Here is an 18137-nt window from a genome sequence, read left to right as displayed (position 1 = left end):
ATTAATGATGGTGTTTAAACTGGCGCAATCAGCAGAAAAAAAGTGGTATCGCCTGCGAGGTTTTAAGCTGCTTGCTGATGTCATATCAGGTATTCAATTTAAAGATGGTGAACGGATCACTCAAGATCAAACAGAACATCACGATTCATTGATACACCACATTTGACAATAACTCGAAGTGCAAACCATCGACCCAGCTCACAACTTAGTGGATTAAAAAAATACCTACAAAAGTAAAAGTCCTATTCAAAGAAACCGACTGCTTTCATCTTTTGCTTTTAGATCCCCATCGAAGTTACCGAAATAAAGCATTGAAAATATCGTGAGTGTGAACATGGATGTTCACCTAGTTTTCGCGGGGCAGGACGCTCCATCGGAAACGGTAGAATATTTTCAATGAAGTATGAGGATAACAACTTCGCTAGGGGCGGCACAGGGTTCCAAGGGGGATTGCTGTTGATCCCCTTTGGTCCAGTGTGAGTGGAAACTCACGACCTTAGCCTCACCGCAGGTGATAAATGTAGATTCACTTCGTTGGCGTCATGGTGGATATTAGAGGGCGAAGGTCATAACCATGGCCTCTTTGAGCGACAAATATGGACATTTGGCTGGCCTTTAGACATGGAAGTTGTTAGGACGAGCAGTCCTTCTTGCCCCGGTGTGAGTGGGAACTCACGACTTTCCATTAAGCGAAGCTTAATATCCAATAGCCCTATGTGAGTGCGAACTCACGATCTTAGCCTCACCGCAGGTGATTAAATAACACTCAATCACGATATTCCATTAAGCGAAGCTTAATATCTAATAGCCATAAGAAATGCAAACTAACCAGCCTATGAGATGACTCATTCGAAAACAATAATAATTGCCAAATTAACATTATGGCTCAATCAGGCATAAAAAAGCCGTACTTAACGGTACGGCTCTATTCAGGCTGAAGAATAATTAATCTAAAATCGATTAACCGATTTTCTCTAACCCACCCATATAAGAACGCAGGGCTTCTGGCACAGTAATGCTGCCATCGGCATTTTGGTAGTTTTCCAAAATGGCCACCAGCGTTCTGCCTACGGCCAATGCTGAGCCATTCAATGTATGCAGTAACGAAGGCTTCTTCGCGCCTTTAGCCTTGAAACGTGCTTGCATACGTCTGGCTTGGAAGTCTTGCGTGTTGCTGCAAGATGAAATTTCACGGTAGGTGTTTTGCGCCGGTAACCAGACTTCAATATCAAAGGTCTTACTGGCGGTAAAGCCCATATCACCGGTACAAAGAATAACAGTACGATAAGGTAGACCCAGCTTTTCCAGTACGATTTCAGCATGACGAGTCAACCCCTCAAGTGCCTGCATCGACTCTTCGGGTTTCACTAGCTGCACTAACTCGACTTTATCAAATTGATGTTGACGAATAAGACCGCGAGTATCACGTCCGTATGATCCCGCCTCACTTCTGAAGCAAGGCGTATGCGCCGTTAGCTTAATCGGTAAATCATCTTCATCAACAATGGTGTCACGGGCTAAATTGGTTAATGGCACTTCAGCAGTAGGGATGAGGCTTAAGCCTTGTCCTTCTTCAGTCGCTGGTTGGGTATGAAAGAGATCTTCACCAAATTTAGGTAACTGGCCAGTGCCAAGCAAGCTGTCATTGTTGACCAGTAATGGCACATAGGTTTCAGTATAGCCATGCTCGGTTGTGTGTAAGTCCAACATAAATTGAGCAATGGCGCGATTCATTCTTGCCATTTGGCCTTGCATGATAATAAAGCGAGAACCCGTAATTTTAACCGCACTTTTAAAATCGAGGCCACCCATTGCTTCGCCTAAATCCACATGATCTTTGATGTCAAAATCAAATTCACGTGGTGTTCCCCAACGACGAACTTCCACATTCTCACTTTCATCCGCGCCAACAGGCGCAGACTCATCGGGGACATTAGGCACGCTCATCGCAACCGCATGCAGCTCTTCTAATAATGCCGACAGCTGATGTTTTTTTGCATCAAGCTCATCACCTAACGCGCCCACTTGGGCCATAATAGGGGCAACGTCTTCCCCTTTTGCCTTGGCTTGACCAATGGACTTTGACATAGCGTTACGTGAGGCTTGCAGTTCTTCGGTGGCCACTTGAAGTACTTTACGCTTCTCTTCTAGTTTACCGAGACGGTCGACATCTAAAATAAACCCGCGAGTCGCTAAACGCTCTGCGGTCACTTCTAATTCATTTCGTAAAAATTTTGGATCTAACATGTTTTATTATCTTATTAATAGTTAAAAACGAGAAAAAACAAATTGTTGGCCTAAATATACAACAAACAAACAAATACCGATATTCAAAATAACATTTAAAATAGCTTTGGCGATGAAACCTTCTTGCAATAACAACAAGGTTTCATTAGAAAAAGTGGAAAAGGTGGTTAACGCCCCGAGTAACCCTACGCCAATCAATGCCTTCATCTCAGGACTCAGATGAGCTACCTGCCCTAAGGCATATACAACACCCATGGCAAATGACCCTATGATGTTAACCAACAGTGTACCAAAAGGGAAAGCAGTACCAAATAGCTGGAGCATCAATAGTGACAAACAATAGCGTAAAACCGCACCAACGGAGCCGCCTAAGGCCACTAATAACAAATTAGTCATAACGTTTAACCTGACTGTCTTTATCTAACGCTGCCAAACTCGTTAATTTATCTTGGATACGTTTTTCAAATCCCCGCTCAGTGGGATAATAAAACTGACTCTGCGCCAACGATTCTGGCAAATAACATTCCCCGTTAGCATAAGCATTAGGCTCATCGTGAGCGTAACGGTATCCTTCACCATAACCTAAATCTTGCATTAAGTTTGTTGGCGCATTGCGTAAATGTACCGGAACCGGTTCATGACCTGACTCTTTTGCCAGCGCCCTTGCCGCATTAAAGGCGGTATATACCGCATTACTTTTTGGCGCACAGGCTAAATAAATGACCGCTTGAGCAATGGCTCGCTCACCTTCTGCGGGCCCTACACGATGAAAACACTCCCACGCATTGACCGCCACCGACATGGCCATCGGATCAGCATTGCCCACATCTTCAGATGCAATGGCAAGTAAACGGCGCGCCACATACAAAGGATCGCAACCGCCTTCGAGCATACGACAATACCAATAAAGCGCCGCGTCAGGTGACGAGCCACGAATGGACTTATGCACCGCTGAAATCAAATCATAAAATTTATCACCGTTTTTATCAAAACCGGCTAATTGCTGACCGGCAACTTGAACAACCATCTCATCAGTGAAGCCCTCACCGTCATTGAGCATATCACTCATCAGCTCCATTAAATTGAGGGCTTTGCGTGCATCGCCATCACTGGCATTGGCTAATTTTTCCATCACCCCGGGTGACATCGTCAGCTGACGTTGACCTAAGCCTTTGTCTGCATCATTCAAGGCTTGAGTCACAATCGAGATGATTTCATCTTGGGTTAATGGCTTGATGACATAAACCCGCGCCCGTGATAACAGCGCGTTATTAATTTCAAATGAGGGGTTTTCGGTGGTGGCACCGACAAAAATAACCGTGCCATCTTCAATAAACGGTAAAAAAGCATCTTGCTGGCTTTTATTAAAACGGTGCACTTCATCGACAAACAACAAAGTGCGTTGCCCTCGAGACTGCGCGACGCTCTTGGCCAGTTCAATCGCATTGCGAATATCTTTGACTCCTGAGGTCACCGCTGAAATTCGCTCCACATGGGCATGAGTATAGTGAGCCACGAGTTCCGCCAAGGTGGTTTTGCCTGTTCCCGGCGGTCCCCAGAAGAGCATCGAATGAGCACGCCCCGCCTCTAGGGCTAAACGTAATGGTTTACCCTCACCCAGCAGATGCGCCTGTCCCACATATTCAGATAGCGTTTGAGGCCGCATTTTGGCCGCCAATGGCCTGAAATCCGGTGAAAAATCAAAATCTAGATTTGCCACGTTAATATCTTATTGAGCCGCATGTAAACGTTGATCGTCAACATCAACACCGTCGGGAAGAATAAAAGTAAACAAGCTCGACTCTGCTTTTGTCAGCGTAGTTTGATTCGATAAGCGAAATTGACTCACATTGCCTTGCTGATCATCCAGTACAATTTCGGTAAGTGATTGGCCATTAAAACACACTTCAACTGAGCTCATCGCAGCATCCACATTTAAGGGTTTAATGTTATAGCATTCACCCTGTTGCTTCACCTGATACTGTGACCAAGTCTTTTCATCTCGGTGAACTAATAAGGCAATGGGTGAGGCATTAATCGCTTGATTAACATCCATCACGGTGACTTCTTCAGCAAATGGATTATAAATCCACACATCACTGCCGTCGGCCACAATAAGCGATTCATCGGGCTCCGTTAAATGCCAATAAAAACGATTCGGAAAGGCCAAGGCTAATACGCCTTTACCGGTTTGAATCACTTTCTGATTCAGATCCGTCACCGTCTGACTAAAATTCGCTTTTAAATTATCTATTTGACTTAGTTTGCTTTTAAGTACCGCAGCATCATCTGCTTGTACACTCATACTCGAAAACATGAGTAAACTCACCAATGAACCACAAAGTGTCTTTCTCATAACCATCCCTAATACAACGGATTTATATCGACAATGATATAAATTCAAATGTTAATCAATCATCAATTTTTTCTTTCAATAACCAAGCACCTAAAAATCGCTCGGTGGCGGAGGCGCCAACACCTCGCGATTGCCATTATGCCCTTGCGCGCTCACCACCCCTTGCGCTTCCATTTGTTCTATGATCCTTGCGGCACGATTGTATCCGATCTTAAATTTTCGTTGTACACTGGAAATAGAGCCTCGTCTCGAATGTGTCACAAAGGCCACCGCCTCATCATAAAGTGCATCGGTGTCATCAGCATTTTCAGCCGCCTCTCCGGGTAATAACACCGGCTCCCCTTCTCCACCCCCCTGAATAATCGCCTCTATATATTGCGGCTTTCCTCTTGCATGCCAATCCGCGACCACCTTATGCACTTCATGATCATCAATAAAGGCGCCATGGACGCGAATGGGCACACTGGTACCCGGTGGAAGATACAGCATATCCCCCATCCCCAATAGCGTTTCGGCCCCTTGTTGATCTAAAATCGTTCTGGAGTCAATTCTTGAAGACACCTGAAAGGCCATTCGTGTGGGAATATTCGCCTTAATCAGTCCGGTGATCACATCAACAGACGGACGTTGTGTCGCTAAAATCAAATGGATCCCCGCCGCCCGCGCCTTTTGGGCAATACGTGCAATGAGTTCTTCCACTTTTTTACCCACAATCATCATCATGTCGGCAAATTCATCGACCACCACCACGATAGAAGGCAATTTCTCTAATTCTGGGGCTTCGGGCTCCATACTGTTAGAGGATTTCCACAACGGATCAATAAGGGGTTCTCCCTGTGCTTTCGCCTGCTTAATCTTCGCGTTATAACCTTTTAAATTTCTCACACCCAAAGCAGACATTAATTTATAACGGCGCTCCATTTCACCCACGCACCAGCGCAAGGCATTAGCCGCTTCTTTCATATCGGTCACGACTTCACACAATAAATGAGGAATGCCTTCATAAACAGAGAGCTCCAACATCTTAGGATCGATCATAATAAAACGCACATCATCAGGACCCGACTTATACAGCAGGCTGGTGATCATGACATTGACCCCCACAGACTTGCCTGAGCCCGTGGTACCGGCAACTAAAAGATGAGGCATTTTTCCCAAATCAACCACTACAGGCTCGCCGGCAATATCTTGTCCCAATACCATGCTCAGATGAGATTCATTATCTCTAAAGGCATGGCAATCGAGAACGTCCCGCATAAACACGGTTTCACGGTATTTATTCGGCAGCTCTAACCCCACATAAGCTTTACCTGGGATCACTTCAACTACACGCACACTTTCTGCCAACAACGAGCGCGCTAAGTCAGTCGATAAGTTCGATATTTTGGAGGCTTTGATCCCAGGAGCAAGATCCAACTCAAAACGGGTGATCACCGGACCAGGATAGACTCCCACGACTTTAGCAACAATGTTAAAATCCGCTAATTTAAGCTCAACCAACTTACCGACTTGCTCCAGCTCTTCTTGACTGATGGAGTTGGCTTTTCGATTAGGAATATCGAGCAAACTAATACACGGTAATGGGGTCATATCGACGACCTCACCCGCTTCATCTTGCCCAGGTAAAATGACGATCCCATCGACAATCTTTGCCTTATCGGTATTATTTTTCTTAACCGGTTTCGCTTTAGAGCTGACTTTTTCATTCACTCGACGGGCACTCGCCACTACGGCGCCTTCTGACATTTTAGTCTCGAAATCGATCACATCTTCATCAAACGTCTCCACACGGGTCGTTGACGCTGACTGAAAGTCACTCACATTAGTATAAGATGACAGTTCCGGTTCGATACGCCCTTCGGCGTTGTCCGCTATTTCTTCATCAAACTCTTCTTGCTCAAGCGCTTGTTTTTGTGCTTGTCCAAGACGCCTTTTTTCCTTAAAATTCTCAACCAAAGACATAAAACCTTGAGTATCTTGGGTATCTCTACTTTCTCTGTTACTGTCTCTATCTAAGCGCTTCGCTTTTATTCTTGCAGGGGAACGGATTAAATAAACACAAAAACGGATCGTCATTGACCCTAATATATCAATCAAGTTTAACCAACTGATCCCCGTTAACAGTGTTAGGCCTGCACAAACAAAACAGAGTAATAGTAAGGTGGTGCCTAATTGATTAAAATAAGGCAGCATCGCCGCGGCAATCACATCCCCAATGACACCGCCAGCCGAATAATCATAAATATCCTTCGCATTCATGCTTTCGAGTGCACCTAAGCTCAATACAACTAATAAAAAGCCCACCAATCTTAACCCAACCGAAAAGTAATCCACTTCCAGTAATTTATGGGTGCGCTTAAAAAGCAACCACCCCGTGGCGGCAATAATTATGGGGATAACATAAGCGGTATAACCAAAGAAATACAATAAAACATCGGCAATCCAAGCACCGACAGCTCCGGTCACATTATCAATGCTGCCATCAAAATTAGATTGACTCCAACCGGGATCAGATGAATGAAAACTGCTCAGTGCCAATAAAACAAAAGTGGCTACCATGCAGCAAAGGATCAGACTTCCTTCAAGAAGTCGTTGTACGCCAGAGAGTGTCTTAACACTTTTATCCTTAAACAAACTAAAACCTTTGCTAAAAAATCAAATCATAATGACTCTAACAATACCAGAAATAAGCTGAATGTGCAGTGTCAGACTCCGCTTTTTAATCATTCTGATTTTTTGACTAACCAGTCATTTTTAATAAAAAATAAGTAACATTTTGTATCATTTGGATTTATGCACAAAAAAAGAGCCTTCCGGCTCTTTTTACAGCATATTTTCGCGTTACGTGCCACTCATGATATTAATGGCCACGCGATTCGTTTGCTTCACTTCTTCCATAACTACGTAGGTTCGAGTATCTGAAACCGAGGGTAGATGCAGCAATGTTTCTCCTAGTAATCTTCTATAAGCTGACATGTCAGACACTCGTGTCTTCAATAAGTAATCGAAATCTCCTGAAACCAAATGACATTCTTGAATATCATCAAGGAGTTGAACTGCGCGATTAAACTTATCAAACACTTCAGAACTGTCTCTGTTTAATGTGATTTCAACAAAAACCAATAAAGATGCACCGATATGATGCGGATTGATTAGCGCTGTATAACCGTTAATATAGCCTTGTTTTTCTAGCCTTTTTACCCTTTCAAGACAAGGAGTTGGACTTAAACCCACTCGCTTTGAAAGTTCGACATTTGAAATACGTCCATCAATTTGTAGTTCGTTGAGTATATTTCTATCGATTCTATCTAAGTCTTTTATCGGACTTTTTTTATTATTTACCATATTATTAACCTTAAATTAGCAGCAAAACAATACAACACACTGCAAATGGTCCATCTTTAGTAGCATAAACTACCGTAGGAGTAATATACTAGCTTCACTGAAATATAACAATTCAGACTTCCCTTCAATCACTATCACGCCCTATGTAAATGGGTGTTTATGCAATTTGAGGCTTAAAGATGATAATTGGTGTTCCTAAAGAAATCAAAAACCATGAATATCGTGTTGGTATGGTTCCATCCAGTGTTCATGAACTAAAACTAAAAGGACATGATGTTTTTATCGAGACTAATGCCGGTTTAGGTGTCGGTTTTTCCGATCAAGATTACAGTAATGTCGGGGCGACAATCCTTAACACAGCTAACGAAATTTTCGACATCGCAGAAATGATCGTTAAAGTGAAAGAGCCTCAAGCCATTGAACGAGCGATGTTAAAACCCGATCAATTGTTATTCACCTATCTACATCTTGCACCTGATTTACCCCAAACCCAAGATTTAATTGATAGCCAAGCCGTTTGTATTGCTTATGAAACCGTCACCGACGATCGGGGCACCTTACCTTTATTGGCGCCAATGTCAGAAGTCGCTGGACGTATGTCTATTCAAGCTGGCGCCATGGCATTAGAAAAATCCCGCGGCGGCCTGGGTATGTTACTTGGCGGCGTACCGGGAGTTGAACCCGCTAAAGTGGTCATTATTGGCGGTGGCATGGTCGGCACCAATGCGGCTCAAATGGCCGTTGGGCTCGGTGCAGATGTTGTGGTTCTTGATCGTAACATCGATACTTTACGCCGTTTAAATGTTCAGTTTGATAATAAAATCAAAGCCATTTATTCAACCGCCAGTACCATCGAAAAATACGTCCTAGAAGCTGATCTGGTCATTGGCGGCGTATTAGTCCCTGGCGCTGCCGCCCCAAAACTGGTCACCAAAGATCACATTAAGCGAATGAAGAGTGGCGCCGCCATCGTTGATGTGGCCATTGATCAAGGCGGTTGTATTGAAACCTCTCATGCAACAACCCATGAAGATCCCACTTACATCGTTGATGATGTGGTTCACTACTGCGTGGCTAATATGCCGGGCGCCGTCGCGCGTACTTCCACGTTTGCCTTAAACAATGCAACCTTACCTTATATTATTAAGCTTGCTGATTTGGGCTATAAAAAAGCCTTACAGCAGGATAAGCATCTGCGTAATGGACTGAACGTGATGCACGGTAAAATCACCTGCGCCGAAGTCGCTGAAGCCCTTGATTTAGCCTATGTAGACCCATTACTTTTACTCGTATAAAAATAAGTGTCTATTTGAATAAATAAGCTTTATCTACAAAAAAAGGAAGCTTCGGCTTCCTTTTTTATCCACCCGGTCTTACAAGCGTTTAACCCTCATTGATTTTTTCGATTAACCCAATCTAGAATAATCTTCTTCCATCGCTTTACCCTGAGAGCGTAATTCCCTACAATCCCTTCCAACGCGTAAAGGAATGGAGAAAGTAATGACCCAAGCTAGACACTGTAATTTACTTATTTTGGGTTCAGGCCCCGCAGGCTATACCGCTGCAGTTTATGCTGCACGCGCAAACCTAAAGCCTGTTATGATCACGGGCATGCAGCAAGGTGGGCAACTCACCACGACCACAGAAGTTGAAAATTGGCCGGGTGATGCCAATAATTTAACTGGTCCAGCGCTCATGGAGCGTATGCAAGCACATGCAGAAAAGTTTGATACTGAGATTATTTTTGACCACATCAATGAGGTCGATCTCAATGTTCGCCCTTTCAGATTAAAAGGCGATAATGGTGAATTCACCTGTGATGCCCTTATCATTACCACAGGCGCATCGGCTAAATATCTGGGCTTACCGTCTGAAGAAGCCTTTAAAGGAAGAGGTGTCTCTGCTTGTGCCACTTGTGATGGTTTCTTTTATCGAAATCAAAAAGTCGCTGTGGTTGGCGGGGGGAATACGGCTGTAGAAGAAGCCTTATATTTAAGTAATATTGCTTCAGAGGTTCATTTAATTCATCGCCGTGATACTTTTCGCTCAGAGAAAATTTTAATTGGTCGTCTGATGGATAAAGTGGCTAATGGCAATATCATTCTTCACCTCGATCAAACGATGGATGAAGTGGTCGGCGATGCCATGGGCGTTACTGGCCTTAAAATGAAGAGTACTAAAGATGACAGCATGACAGACTTAGCCGTTGCTGGGGTTTTTGTTGCCATCGGTCACAGTCCAAACACCCAAATGTTTGAAGGCCAATTAGACATGAGCTATGGCTACTTGAAAGTCGAAAGTGGACTGCAAGGTAATGCCACCCAAACCAGTATTGAAGGCGTGTTTGCGGCAGGTGATGTCATGGATCAACACTATCGCCAAGCCATTACTTCAGCTGGAACAGGCTGTATGGCGGCACTAGATGCCGAACGTTACTTGGATGCAAAAGGCTAAATTCCCGTAGCCAAGACCTTAGAATAGAGACAAAAAATAGCAGGGATCGCCTGCTATTTTTTATCTACACTGACGGATGTTATTAAATACGTCTTAATACTTAAGCCGTTAACGCCAGATTTTCTTGTTTTTCTAAATAGGTTTGTGCGACAGACTCTAAAATTTGTCCGGTTAAAAATAGCGTCGTTTTAGCCACTTGTATCACATCACGCTTTTCTTTATCCGTGACCACCCACTCTTCAATCGCATCATTTACATCTTGGGCATGTTTAATATCAATCACCGCATGGGCCACAAAAAAGCTCAATTGCTTATCAGTCAATTTCAACACATTACGGCAAGCATCTAATAAACCGCCTAAATGCTCATAACTGTCTTCGGCCCAAAAACTATAACCTAATCTGGGGATCACCCCTCCTCGAATAGCCACACTATGTAAATAACCATTCAGTGCTTCTGTGGCAGGTAAAGGTGGCGTATCAAAGACACTCAAGTCAACGCCCATAGAACCAAGATCCCTCACCACCATATTTTCATGACCCAACTCTTCTAGCGCATGGCGCATGGCAAAACGCAGTAAACCCACTTTCTTATGATCTTCAGGAAAAGTCGCGGCGGCCTGGTTGATCGCATTATTCTTTGTATAGTGAAAAACTTGCACCATCGCATCGATATACAGTTCTGTCGTTATCGCTTCATTCGCTAAACGAAAAAAAGTACCCGCTTTTATTTTCCCCCATTCTTTATCGCATATTTCAGCCAGTTCATTGATAAATGACATAATCCCTATTCCTTAAATTTTGTATAATGTTAATCATTAAAGTTTTAAAAAAGACTTTAAAAAGAAAACTAATCGAGAAACAACGGTCAAGCCTTCGACTGAATCCCAATGCTCAGCCAATTGGCCATCTTGCAATTTATAAATATCGACACATTTTATTTTCACCGTAAACAAACGATTGGAGGCCCAATGAGTCGCATGCAAACACACTAAGTCCTTATCAGCAAAAACCAATTCCACATCGGTACCCGATTGCTTAAACTTCTGATAAAAGGTTTTAAAATAAGCTTTAAAATTTTCTCTGCCATTGTCAACAAATTGGCTGTGATTAATATAATCCACTCTCATTAGTTGATTACAAGACTCAACCGTTCTTTGAGTAAAAACAGCATCATAAAATGTCAGTACCGTTTCAATATTCTTTTTAGATATCGCTTCGTTGCTCCCGTCGAAATGGGTTTCTTCTTTTATTGCTGTGAGCATATGATTAACTCCATTTGTCATTCATCATCACGTTCTTAATACTGTCATAAAGCGATAAATGCGGCTCTTTAGGTATCGCTAATAATTGAGAAAGTCCCATCAATATATCTGACTTGTACAACTCATATTGTTCGTTTTCTCGCTCTTTTATCGTAAAAGTAATCACATCACTACCAAAATTAGCCGCTTGTCTTTTCAACTGTGGTTTTGAATAAGTAATATATTTGCTTCTATTTATACTCATCCCCACTAAAATACCCGAAACCACATTTAATGCATGGGCAACGCCTTTACCCAGTCCATAATCACTGTTCACTGCCAGTCTAGAAAACTCAATATAAGTGTCTTGGTAGTCGTCGCCTAAAAACTGACACAAATCTTCATGTTCAATAAATTTAGACACCTCAAACGGATACGTTGCAATACGTTGGGTACCAATGATTTCTCCTTGATAATAGCAAGCAAAAAGATAAGATGAATAATCTTTTTCATCAATATAATAATCTTTATCATAAAATTGACTGAAATAACTCGCGTGTTTTTTATAAATTATTTTTCGCGCTTCAGATAACAAATATAAATCATTGTTATTGACAACTTGTCGAATAGTAACTTTATCTTTACCTATAAACTTTTGAGTCAACACATCCGTATATTGATATAGCTTGTCTAATTCAGAATTGATTAGGTTTAAATTAACAGCGTCATAAACCTCATCATTTTCACACGTTTCTATTGCTATATTCATAACATTTTCCCTGTTCCATGAAATATCAATACCGCAGAAAAATCTATCGAAGTCTTTGACACAATACAATTGCATTTTGTCTTATCAATATGGATATTTGTCACGTGTAAAATAAACCTTACAGACAATCCTCACTCTTCATCCCGCTTGTTACTTCCATACATCGACACAACAAGTTAAAATAAAATCATTAAAAACAATTAAATAATGAATTTGCAATTGATTTGGTTCACTCATAGAAAACACTTACATTTTGCATTGTTATCTTTTTACAGAAAGTGATTAATAATATTTAATTAAAAAAACAAAAATCCTTATCATTTTTTAATTGAGTTATCATTTTAAATTGCTACATTACCAATGTGAAATATTAATGGAGACTATAATCATGAAATGCGTTTTATGTGAAATAAACAATAATCAGATCGATTGCTTTAGTATTTATAAAGATACACATTGCCATGCTATTTTAGATAAATTCAAGTTAAACTGCGGTCATGTTTTAATTTTAAGCCAAAGCCATAAACAATCCATTACTGAATTAACTAACATAGAAAGACAGCACTTAATGAATATGGCGAGCAACGTGAGCCTAGCAATGAAAAAGGCAAACCATAAAATTAAAGACATCCACTTTTTAATTAATGACGGTCCAGGTGCTTACCAACACATTCCACATGTTCACTTACATTTAATCCCAAGGTATCAATTTGACACTCTTTATTTACTTTTTAATATATTGACACGTTTCATTAACCCTCTAAATTACCTGAAAAATAAAAAAATGCAGCATTCGGCAGAGAAAATATCCCATTATTTGACTCATAGATAAATCATTGAGACAAATTACCAATAATGTGTTCCAAATTGCCGTTCTTTTTAGGAGACTTCTTACATAAGATTTAATACATATTATCATGACCGCTAGAGTTGATAGAATGAAACATAATGAAATCATCACAGCAAAACAAATAATACTCAAATTACCGAACATTTTATTTAAGCTACCTCGTATTATAAAAGGCCTCAAAGTCGCCGATGCTAGAAATAAAAAAAAGCCGGTTGGGCTCGGCCTTTGTGTTGAAAAATCAGCAAAGAAAAATCCACAAGGTTTTGCTATCCGTTATCAAGAACGCAATATTACTTATCAGGTCTTTAATGAGTGGAGTAATAAAATCGCCCGCACCTTACTCAGTCATGATCTTCAAAAAGGCGATTGCGTCGCCATTATGGTAGAAAATAGGCCGGAGCTATTAGCCACCGTGGCTGCTTGTGCCAAAATAGGCGTCATTAGCGCCATGATCAATACCAGTCAGAAAGGAAAAATACTCGTTCATAGCCTTACCATTGTTAAGCCTAAATTAATCGTGGTCGGTGAAGAATGCTATGAAGCTTATGAAGCTATCCGCGATCACATTGATATACCTTGTACCCATCATTTTTATTTGGCCGATACGGATACCTTGACAAAAATAGGCCATGCGCCAATGCATTGGAAAAACTTAGCTTTGATCATTCAGTCGCAATCTGGAAAAAGGTTACCCCAAGTGAATCACATCTATTGTGACGATCCTTGTTTCTATGTCTACACCTCTGGAACCACCGGATTACCTAAAGCCGTTATTTTTAATCACGGCCGCTTTATGAAAGCCTATGGCACCTTTGGACACGCCACCGTCGGGTTAACCGTCAAAGATTCTATGTATGTGCCCCTTCCCTTCTATCATTCGACAGCCATGGCCATTTGCTGGGGCTCTATCCTTGCGGGGAATGCCACTCTCATTATGGCAAGAAAATTCAGTGTCTCCCGTTTTTGGCAAGATATTCGTTATTATGAAGCCACCGCTTTTGGTTATATCGGTGAGCTTTGTCGTTACTTAATAGAGCAAGTTCCCACTCAAGATGATGCGGATCATCAAATCAAAATAATGTTGGGCAATGGCCTCAGGCCTTCCATATGGAAGGCCTTTAAACAACGCTTCGATGTCGATAGAGTGTGTGAATTTTATGCCTCTAGCGAAGGTAACATCGGCTTCAGTAATGTGTTCAACTTCGATAATACCGTCGGATTTGCCCCTTATAAATACGCACTCATTGAATACGATAAAGAGAGAGAGCAACCCATAAAAAACGCAGCCGGTTTTTTAACAACAGTCGCTAAAGGACAAAGCGGATTACTTTTAGGTGAGATCAGTGATAAATCCCCTTTCCACGGATATACCGACAGTAAAAAAACCCAACTCACGGTATTACGAAACGTCTTTAAAACAGGTGATGCTTGGTTTAATACTGGGGATTTAATGCGAGATATGGGCTTTAAACATGCACAATTTGTTGACCGTATTGGTGATACTTTTCGTTGGAAAGGTGAAAATGTCTCCACCACAGAGATTGAAATGCTCATCGATGACATAGAGGAGGTGAGTGAATCTGTCGTCTATGGTGTCGAGATCCCCAATACGGATGGCAGAGCAGGAATGGCACAAATACGATTAACCTGTGACATTGCTGATTTTAATTTTTCAACGTTTTATCGTAATTTAAAAAATACGGTCCCCCAATACGCCATCCCTATTTTTATCAGTTTAAGCAAGGGGATCGATATTACTGGTACCTTTAAACATAAGAAATCAGCACTCAAAGAAATTGGCTTTAACATCGAAAAATCCGACAACCCCATTTACGTATTATTACCCAATACCGAAACTTATCAACCATTATGCTCAAAATTACAGCATCATATCCATCAAGGAAAATATCGTTATTAGTTCATAAACGGCTCGCGTAGACGTGGTTACGAAGAACACGTCTACGCATCCTGAAATGCATGACTGTCAGTCGCCTGTTACCATAAATGTTGTTCTACCAGCTCGTCAGCAGTTTGAGCCTGTAGCGCTAATCTAAACGCCTTGGGTGTGGTATTAAACCAAGATTTAAAAGCACGATAGAAAGAGCTCGAGTCCTTAAAACCCAATAATCCCCCAATGCTTTCCACACTTTGGCTCTTATCCAACAAATATCCCATTACTTTTTCTTTTCTCACATCACTGAGAATAAGTTTAAAACTCGAGTCTTCTTTGCTCAATTTTCGGTGCAATGTCTGCCGACTCATGTTTAATCTCTGCGCCACAATATCCGATGAACACGCATCACAATGTAATTTCTGGCTAATAATCAACGTCACTTTTTCTTTAATCGATGCGTCAATAAACAGTACTTTAATTTTATGTTCGATACGTTTCACTAATATTTCTTTAATATAAGCACTCGCCGTTTTGATTTTTAAATCTGCAACACTATTGGGAATATCAAGAAACGTTTCTTTTTGATTAAATTTAAGTTTCGCACCGAAAATAGAAATGTATTCAGTAAAATAAGACACCTTATTATACTTAAAACTGGCTTTTAGTAAGGTGAATTTATCTTGGGTTAAGTACCTTGCCCAAGTCACCATGGCGCTTAAACTTCGCTCTGTTGATATTTGAGTATATTCATAATCATAGTCTGTCAAATAGAGAATTCTCAGCCCCCATTCATATTCAATGACATCAATTTTCTCACATTGATTCATTAAGACGATATATTTTTTATATAAATAAACCGCTTCCCTTAAATCCTCAGCAACAGACAATAAATGAGACAGTACCCCTTGCGCATTAGGGTTAATCTGTGTTCCCACCACAAAACCAATATTTTCAATGCTTGAAGCACTTTTCCCTAACGCCCATAATTGTTTTTCAAAGGCTAAAGGGACGCGCTTTTCAACACCCATCAAATCTTGGCGTCTAAAATTCAACTGACAACAATTCCGTTGAGTTAACACTTGATGACAAGACAATACATCGTACAAATCCAATACTGCGGCAGCGGATACCGTTGGGAAAGAAGTCAGGCCAAGTTCCATATGTCGTTCTCCATAACCAATAAACCATCTTAAAACCAGAATAAACAGCATTTTGCTTCTAAGCAAGTCATAATATTAACCTCTACGAGTGTGAAAACAATATAGTGAAAACAATATAGTGAAAACGACATAAACACTTATGTTCCCCTCAGCAAAATTTCTTAAAAACCGCAATATTATAGTCAATTGTTAGCAAGCCCTGTATTATGCGCCCCATAAATGAACCATGAAGACAAAGATCATATGACTCAGTTAAGTAAACCTACCGGTAACGCCTTATTAGAAAACGCTCAAAACCATATGCCATTAGGGGTGGCTGATAGTTACCGCTATTGGGGAGAAAACAATACTGTTTTTGTCAAACACACTCAAGGCTGCACGATTACCGATGAAGATGGGCAAGAATTTGTCGATTTTCGCTTAGCCTACGGTCCCATTATATTAGGTTACCGAGACACTCGGGTTGATCAGGCCGTCATTAAAACCATTACTGAATGTGGCACCATTTCAGGCTTTTCGACTGCCCTTGATGCTGAAGTCATTGCCTTAATCAAACAGATGTGCCCCAATATTGAAAAAATGCGCTTTGCCAACTCAGGAACAGAAGCCGTGATCGGCGCTGTACGAACGGCAAGAGGGTTTACTGGACGCAATAAAATCGTGGTAGTTGAAGGCGGTTTTCACGGTTTATACGATGAAATGATGTGGAAATCTGATGTCGATAACTGGGATAGTAGTACTCAAAATGCCCCGCAAATCACCTCATTTGGAACTGGGATCCCTGAAGCCAGCCGTGAACACCTTGAAACGGTTCCCTTAAATGATTTTGCCGCTATCGATGCCGTTTTTAAGCGTGTTGGTGATGATATTGCCGCCATTGTCATTGAACCTATTTTAGGCAATTGTGGCAGCATCGCCTCATCGCAAGCTTACATGCAAAAGCTGCGTGATATGTGCAACACTCATGGTAGTTTATTGATCATGGATGAGGTCAAAACAGGTTTTCGCGTCGCCAAAGGCGGCGCACAATCGCTTTACGGTATCCATGCCGATTTAACCACTTATGCTAAAGCCATGGGCAATGGTTATCCCGTCGCCGCTTTTGGTGGCCGCGGCGATGTGATGGATATCATTAGTTTCAGCAAAAAAGGCGTCACTCATGGTGGGACTTATACTGCTAATATGATTGCCTTAAGTGCGGCAAAAGCCACCTTGACCTTACTGAATGAAACCGATGCTTATGCCAGTATTAATCAAGCTGGGGCCGATATTCAAGCGCTATTATCTCGCGTATTCACTAAATATGGTATAGCACACCAGTTTGCTGGCCCAGATTCGATGTTTGGGGTTCACTTTGGCGATGAAGTGCCTCAAAACTACCGTGATTGGAAAAAAACTGACAGTGGTTTATATACCCAGTTCGCCCATAATTTAATCAAGCTTGGCGTCATGTTAGAGCCTGATTCACGTGAACCTTGGTTTATTTGTGAAGCCCATAAAAATGTCGATCTTGCTTGGCTTGAAGCCACGGCTGATCGCGCTATGGCAGAAGCATTAAATACGCCCGCTTAATGCTCCCATGCAATAAATGATAAAACGGCTCACTTTTTAAGCGATCCGTTTTTTGTTTATCGTAAATGATGTTGTCACATAAGCACTTTTACCAAATCCGCTTACCCAACATACAGCGTCAACACCCATACATAATGTAACCGTCCGAGCAAGTACATCTTCAACTGCGTTCATTGATCCCTTATTTTAACGTCTGACTATCACATCAGGAGTTAACATGACTAAACGTTCTCATGAAGAGTGGATT

The 18137-nt window shown here is 41.5% G+C and carries 16 protein-coding genes; 5 read left to right on the top strand and 11 right to left on the bottom strand.

All coding sequences use genetic code 11. The annotated features are described in order from the left end of the window. Window positions 1-960 precede the first annotated feature (960 nt). From serS to lrp, 6 genes are all read right to left on the bottom strand, one after another. Window positions 961-2247, bottom strand: coding sequence for a serine--tRNA ligase (serS, locus tag L2764_RS20940; protein ID WP_248942292.1), 1287 nt, complete (start codon window positions 2245-2247; stop codon window positions 961-963). 21 nt (window positions 2248-2268) lie between these two features. Next, window positions 2269-2643 carry a fluoride efflux transporter CrcB gene (crcB, locus tag L2764_RS20935; protein WP_248942291.1) on the bottom strand — a complete coding sequence of 125 codons (375 nt, stop codon included), beginning with the start codon at window positions 2641-2643 and terminating at the stop codon, window positions 2269-2271. Continuing rightward, window positions 2636-3913, bottom strand: a complete 1278-nt coding sequence (locus L2764_RS20930; RefSeq protein WP_283107101.1) for a replication-associated recombination protein A — start codon at window positions 3911-3913, stop codon at window positions 2636-2638. The genes crcB and L2764_RS20930 overlap by 8 nt, the downstream gene beginning before the upstream one ends. 63 nt (window positions 3914-3976) lie before the next feature. Next, window positions 3977-4603: an outer membrane lipoprotein periplasmic chaperone LolA gene (lolA, locus tag L2764_RS20925; RefSeq protein ID WP_248942289.1), complete on the bottom strand. Its 627-nt coding sequence runs from the start codon at window positions 4601-4603 to the stop codon at window positions 3977-3979. A gap of 90 nt (window positions 4604-4693) precedes the next feature. After that, entirely contained in the window at window positions 4694-7237 is a 2544-nt protein-coding gene (locus tag L2764_RS28600; RefSeq protein ID WP_248942288.1) for a DNA translocase FtsK, read from the bottom strand. A 207-nt stretch (window positions 7238-7444) separates the two neighbouring features. Next, the gene (gene lrp, locus L2764_RS20915) at window positions 7445-7948 is read right to left on the bottom strand and encodes a leucine-responsive transcriptional regulator Lrp (RefSeq protein WP_248942287.1); all 504 of its coding nucleotides are present in this window, start codon (window positions 7946-7948) and stop codon (window positions 7445-7447) included. A 179-nt stretch (window positions 7949-8127) separates the two neighbouring features. On the opposite strand from lrp, the gene ald reads away from it, so the two are divergent. Then, complete coding sequence (gene ald / locus L2764_RS20910; RefSeq protein ID WP_248942286.1) at window positions 8128-9243, top strand: alanine dehydrogenase; 1116 nt, start codon at window positions 8128-8130, stop codon at window positions 9241-9243. Between the two features lie 205 nt (window positions 9244-9448). Continuing rightward, complete coding sequence (gene trxB, locus L2764_RS20905) at window positions 9449-10402, top strand: thioredoxin-disulfide reductase (RefSeq protein WP_248942285.1); 954 nt, start codon at window positions 9449-9451, stop codon at window positions 10400-10402. Between the two features lie 100 nt (window positions 10403-10502). Here the strand turns inward: trxB and L2764_RS20900 are convergent, their stop codons facing one another. Genes L2764_RS20900 through L2764_RS20890 form a run of 3 tightly spaced genes read right to left on the bottom strand, consistent with a single transcriptional unit; the run spans window position 10503 to window position 12414 of the window. Continuing rightward, window positions 10503-11183 carry an iron-containing redox enzyme family protein gene (locus L2764_RS20900; RefSeq protein ID WP_248942284.1) on the bottom strand — a complete coding sequence of 227 codons (681 nt, stop codon included), beginning with the start codon at window positions 11181-11183 and terminating at the stop codon, window positions 10503-10505. A 36-nt stretch (window positions 11184-11219) separates the two neighbouring features. Further along, window positions 11220-11666 (bottom strand): nuclear transport factor 2 family protein, encoded by a 447-nt coding sequence (locus tag L2764_RS20895; protein WP_248942283.1) that lies wholly within the window; start codon window positions 11664-11666, stop codon window positions 11220-11222. A 4-nt stretch (window positions 11667-11670) separates the two neighbouring features. Further along, window positions 11671-12414: a hypothetical protein gene (locus L2764_RS20890; protein ID WP_248942282.1), complete on the bottom strand. Its 744-nt coding sequence runs from the start codon at window positions 12412-12414 to the stop codon at window positions 11671-11673. A 388-nt stretch (window positions 12415-12802) separates the two neighbouring features. Here L2764_RS20890 and L2764_RS20885 point away from each other — a divergent pair, with 388 nt between their 5' ends. Then, window positions 12803-13246 carry an HIT family protein gene (locus L2764_RS20885; protein WP_248942281.1) on the top strand — a complete coding sequence of 148 codons (444 nt, stop codon included), beginning with the start codon at window positions 12803-12805 and terminating at the stop codon, window positions 13244-13246. Between the two features lie 106 nt (window positions 13247-13352). Continuing rightward, window positions 13353-15182 (top strand): long-chain-acyl-CoA synthetase, encoded by a 1830-nt coding sequence (locus L2764_RS20880; protein WP_248942280.1) that lies wholly within the window; start codon window positions 13353-13355, stop codon window positions 15180-15182. Window positions 15183-15259: 77 nt separating this feature from the next. On the opposite strand, the gene L2764_RS20875 is transcribed toward L2764_RS20880, so the two are convergent. Next, a complete protein-coding gene (locus L2764_RS20875) occupies window positions 15260-16318 on the bottom strand; it encodes an AraC family transcriptional regulator (protein WP_248942279.1) in 1059 nt (352 codons plus the stop codon). A gap of 219 nt (window positions 16319-16537) precedes the next feature. On the opposite strand from L2764_RS20875, the gene L2764_RS20870 reads away from it, so the two are divergent. After that, window positions 16538-17890 (top strand): aspartate aminotransferase family protein, encoded by a 1353-nt coding sequence (locus L2764_RS20870; RefSeq protein ID WP_248942278.1) that lies wholly within the window; start codon window positions 16538-16540, stop codon window positions 17888-17890. Window positions 17891-17926: 36 nt separating this feature from the next. Here the strand turns inward: L2764_RS20870 and L2764_RS20865 are convergent, their stop codons facing one another. Then, a complete protein-coding gene (locus tag L2764_RS20865; RefSeq protein ID WP_248942277.1) occupies window positions 17927-18064 on the bottom strand; it encodes a hypothetical protein in 138 nt (45 codons plus the stop codon). Between the last annotated feature and the right edge of the window lie 73 nt (window positions 18065-18137).

It is taken from the genome of Shewanella surugensis, from assembly GCF_023284005.1.
GTDB lineage: Bacteria > Pseudomonadota > Gammaproteobacteria > Enterobacterales > Shewanellaceae > Shewanella > Shewanella surugensis.
Note: the sequence above shows the minus strand (reverse complement) of the source record. Positions and strands in the feature narration are given on the sequence as shown.

Coding starts and splice junctions, on each gene's coding strand:
- L2764_RS20895 (WP_248942283.1), bottom strand. CDS start 11,666: ATGCTCACAGCAATAAAAGAAGAAACCCATTTCGACGGGAGCAACGAA.
- lolA (WP_248942289.1), bottom strand. CDS start 4,603: ATGAGAAAGACACTTTGTGGTTCATTGGTGAGTTTACTCATGTTTTCG.
- L2764_RS20880 (WP_248942280.1), top strand. CDS start 13,353: ATGAAACATAATGAAATCATCACAGCAAAACAAATAATACTCAAATTA.
- lrp (WP_248942287.1), bottom strand. CDS start 7,948: ATGGTAAATAATAAAAAAAGTCCGATAAAAGACTTAGATAGAATCGAT.
- ald (WP_248942286.1), top strand. CDS start 8,128: ATGATAATTGGTGTTCCTAAAGAAATCAAAAACCATGAATATCGTGTT.
- L2764_RS20865 (WP_248942277.1), bottom strand. CDS start 18,064: ATGAACGCAGTTGAAGATGTACTTGCTCGGACGGTTACATTATGTATG.
- crcB (WP_248942291.1), bottom strand. CDS start 2,643: ATGACTAATTTGTTATTAGTGGCCTTAGGCGGCTCCGTTGGTGCGGTT.
- serS (WP_248942292.1), bottom strand. CDS start 2,247: ATGTTAGATCCAAAATTTTTACGAAATGAATTAGAAGTGACCGCAGAG.
- L2764_RS20890 (WP_248942282.1), bottom strand. CDS start 12,414: ATGAATATAGCAATAGAAACGTGTGAAAATGATGAGGTTTATGACGCT.
- trxB (WP_248942285.1), top strand. CDS start 9,449: ATGACCCAAGCTAGACACTGTAATTTACTTATTTTGGGTTCAGGCCCC.
- L2764_RS20870 (WP_248942278.1), top strand. CDS start 16,538: ATGAACCATGAAGACAAAGATCATATGACTCAGTTAAGTAAACCTACC.
- L2764_RS20930 (WP_283107101.1), bottom strand. CDS start 3,913: ATGCGGCCTCAAACGCTATCTGAATATGTGGGACAGGCGCATCTGCTG.
- L2764_RS20875 (WP_248942279.1), bottom strand. CDS start 16,318: ATGGAACTTGGCCTGACTTCTTTCCCAACGGTATCCGCTGCCGCAGTA.
- L2764_RS20900 (WP_248942284.1), bottom strand. CDS start 11,183: ATGTCATTTATCAATGAACTGGCTGAAATATGCGATAAAGAATGGGGG.
- L2764_RS20885 (WP_248942281.1), top strand. CDS start 12,803: ATGAAATGCGTTTTATGTGAAATAAACAATAATCAGATCGATTGCTTT.